The organism is Chitinophaga sp., from assembly GCF_036566945.1.
In the GTDB taxonomy this organism is placed as follows: Bacteria; Bacteroidota; Bacteroidia; order Chitinophagales; family Chitinophagaceae; genus Chitinophaga.
The window spans coordinates 1-3,387 of the sequence record NZ_DATCVJ010000593.1; the positions used below are offsets into that span (position 1 = coordinate 1).

Consider the following 3,387-nt stretch of genomic DNA (forward strand, 5'->3'; position numbering starts at 1 on the left):
GTAATTGGCAGTACAACACCCGGAAACAATACTGTATTTCTTAATGGCAATAATGCCAGTTCATCGGGAATGTTTTCATCCTCCTGTCCTTCCCCATCTTCATTCAAAGGGATAATAGGCATGAACTCCATTTCATCTTCCGAATTTCCTAAATAAAATCTGTTCATCTGAGATATTTAAAGCCTCATGAGGACATTCTGTCAGACAATCCTGTGTACGTCCTCTTTTTTTAATGCATCCCTATATTGTCAAGTTTGGTGCCAAGTGACTGGATGGCAGATCGGCTTTTGGCCCATAATTACAAGCCATTAACAAAAACGGAGGGAGGATAAATGCTGATAGCATCTATCCTCCCTCCGGGTATTTGCAGCGGATAAAATTATGTCCGCCAGACAATTAAAACGACTGCTTAGAAGCTAACGCCCACGCCCAGCTGTATGCTCTGGTTTTTCCAGTTGCCTGTATTAGTCACGTCATTGATTCCCTTCACGTCATTAAACCCAATGATATAACGTGCACTGACATTAATAATTGGTAACTGCAGCCATAAACCAGCCACACCGGAAATTTCACCACCTTTAAAAGCCTCATTGGCAGCACCCAGTACTTTTTTGTCACTTACCAAAGCGCCAAACTGAGGACCTACCTGCAATTTCAAACGAGGAGTTCCCAAATCAATATTTGCCAGCAATGGGATACTGAGATAGCTCATTGTAATGTTCTTACCATCATCTTTCAGGTTTCCGGTATTATAGATCTCACTGAAATCATCTGTAGTTTTTGTTTTGGTAGAAGAAAATATCAATTCCCCTTGTACCCCGAATCCTTTTACAAGGTTCACCTGTGCAAATCCACCAATGTGATAACCTAATTTAAATCCGTCCTGAAAACCGGTTCCATCAAGCTTTCCAAGGTTGGCTCCACCTTTAATACCAAAGCGAAGCAATTTAGTTTGTGCATTAACAGTTGATACAGCAGCCATGGTCAGCACTGCTACGGCGAAAAACAGCTTTTTCATAAATTATGTATTGTTGAGTAATGGTTAAAATATAGACGGTCCTGATAAACAATACCCCTATTTCGTAATTACGATTGCCGTAAATACAAATTCCGTGCTATTTGTTAAAGAAATTAAAAACTGTAGGCCATACGTGCGGTGAAATAACTCATAATTCCCTGCTCAGAACCGGTGAAAGACTTGAAAACAGTGAAGGAAGGCGCCAGGTTAATGCGGCCTACAAAATAAGAGAGATTCATGGTAAGATCTGCTGCCCGGGGTTCAAATTCGGTATGATCTTCAAAATTCAGCTCCTTGCCCGGATGGTTTTTAATGTTCATCAGTTGAGGAGATCGGGTAATGTATTGGAAAGCTTTAAGGTTGCTGTAATAGTTGGCTGTCCCCATAGTTAAATTAATGGACGGAGTAAACAGTAATACATCTCCCCGCCCCATAATACCGGAAAAAATAAACGGGTGCCGTACGGCTGCGATGATATTAAAATCGTTGCCACGCAGGGTTTCCCGGAGATGTGCTGCCTCATTCACGTCTTTTCCCCAACCGTAATCGAAACTCACCCCGGGTTGCAGCCACCATTTTCGATAATAGAAATAAGCAAATATTTCGTTCTTTATCGGCGTTGCCGGCACATCACTGGAATCTGAAAATATATAGCGTGTGTAAGAAACACCGGTCAGAAAATTCTTATTTTTCGTATAGTCATAACCGGCAGTCATGTCCCATTCGAACCAGGGATTGTTGGTAGCATTAAAAAGATAATAACTGCTAATCCCGGCATAGAAGCCGCTTTTATGATAATAGCTTAGTGAAGGAGATACAAATGTTTTTAACACAATCGACTCATAATTGGTCACTTTACTGCCATAAGCAGGATTATTACCATACCCGATACCAGCCACAACTTCACTCTTTTGCCGTTTCTGCAACAGCGAATCAAGCTGTTTCTCCAGCTCTGCTAAAGTTTGTCCCGTTGCAATACGGCTACATAACAACAGGAAGGTTAAGAAGTATAGGCGCATGTTTAATGAGTACGTAGCCGCAAGATAAGCGTAAATCATTATTTAACGCCCCCGATCCTATGAACAGGACGAATGTGTGGTTAAATAATGCTTTTCTGTCGGCCAATCCCCTGCTACACCAGATCTATGACCGTAATTTCCGGTAATATACCTACCCTGCCCGGGTAGCCTAAAAATCCGAATCCACGGTTTACATACAGGAACTGTTCGCCTTTTTTATATAATCCCGCCCACTCTTTATAGAAATACTGGGCAGGGCTCCATTTCAGCCCCGGGATTTCCACGCCGAACTGCATGCCATGGGTATGTCCGGCCAACATAATAGCGATATCCGGATATTCTGTCAGCACCTGCGCATCCCAATGGGTAGGGTCATGCGATAAAAGAATTTTAAATGGAATATGTCCTACGCCTTCGTAAGCGCGTTTCAGGTCGCCATAACGGGGGAAACGTTTAATGGCACTCCAGTTCTCCACACCCAGCAGCGCAATTTGTTCACCTCCGCGTTCCAGCACCACATTTTCATTCATCATCAGCTTCCAGCCCAGCTCTCCATGCAAGGCCTTAAGGCGTTCCAGGTTTGCATGCTGCATAGCGCTGTATCCATTGGGCGTTTTATCAGGCCAGGCGTAATAATCGCCATAGTCGTGGTTACCAAGGGTAGAAAACACGCCCATAGGAGCTTTCACCTCCCGGAATACGTCCATCCACTCCTTCATTTCATCAGCGCGGTCGTTCACCAGATCGCCGGTAAACAGCACCAGGTCCGGCTTTTGATCGGCAATCATTTTGATTCCCTTCAGTACGGCTTCCCGGTTGGCGAAGCTGCCGGAGTGAATATCAGAGATCTGCACAATGCGCAGCCCTTTAAAGGAGGCCGGCAGGTGCTTAAATGCCATTTTTATTTTATGTACCCGGTAATTGTATTTATTGGAAAAACCGTAAATCAGCGTAGCAAAAAGGGTTCCGCCGGTGATCAGTCCAAGTCTGTTCAAAAACTGGGAGCGGGATAAGCCGCTCACTACTCCGGTGGTATCAGGGGCAGGGCTGCCGGCAAAACGGCGGATCAGCCATAACACACCTCTTCTCAAATCATCTATCAGCAGAAATACGGATGCCAGCAGCTTTGCCAATACCAGGCCCATAAAAATGGCCGTCAGATATGATTTCAGCGGGGCAGGCCAATTTTGCCAGTTGATATATGGCAGTAAGGCAATCAGCAGCAGGCAGCTGACAGAAATGAACCAGTAAACAGAATAGGTAATGTTTCTGACCCGGGGAGCAGACATATACACCATGGCCCTGATGGCCTGGAACACATAAATATCCAGCAGTAGGAGGAAAACAATG

General features: G+C 44.4%; 3 protein-coding genes. All 3 read right to left on the reverse strand.

Features of this window, described 5'->3' with window-relative positions; all coding sequences use genetic code 11:
- Nucleotides 1-409: 409 nt before the first annotated feature.
- The 3 genes from VIP81_RS18090 to VIP81_RS18100 all read right to left on the reverse strand — a co-directional run bounded on the left by VIP81_RS18090 (nucleotide 410) and on the right by VIP81_RS18100 (nucleotide 3,386).
- Entirely contained in the window at nucleotides 410-1,018 is a 609-nt protein-coding gene (locus VIP81_RS18090) for a porin family protein (RefSeq protein ID WP_331964068.1), read from the reverse strand.
- A 113-nt stretch (nucleotides 1,019-1,131) separates the two neighbouring features.
- Complete coding sequence (locus tag VIP81_RS18095) at nucleotides 1,132-2,037, reverse strand: hypothetical protein (protein ID WP_331964071.1); 906 nt, start codon at nucleotides 2,035-2,037, stop codon at nucleotides 1,132-1,134.
- Between the two features lie 113 nt (nucleotides 2,038-2,150).
- A complete protein-coding gene (locus VIP81_RS18100) occupies nucleotides 2,151-3,386 on the reverse strand; it encodes a metallophosphoesterase (protein WP_331964074.1) in 1,236 nt (411 codons plus the stop codon).
- Nucleotide 3,387 lies beyond the last annotated feature (1 nt).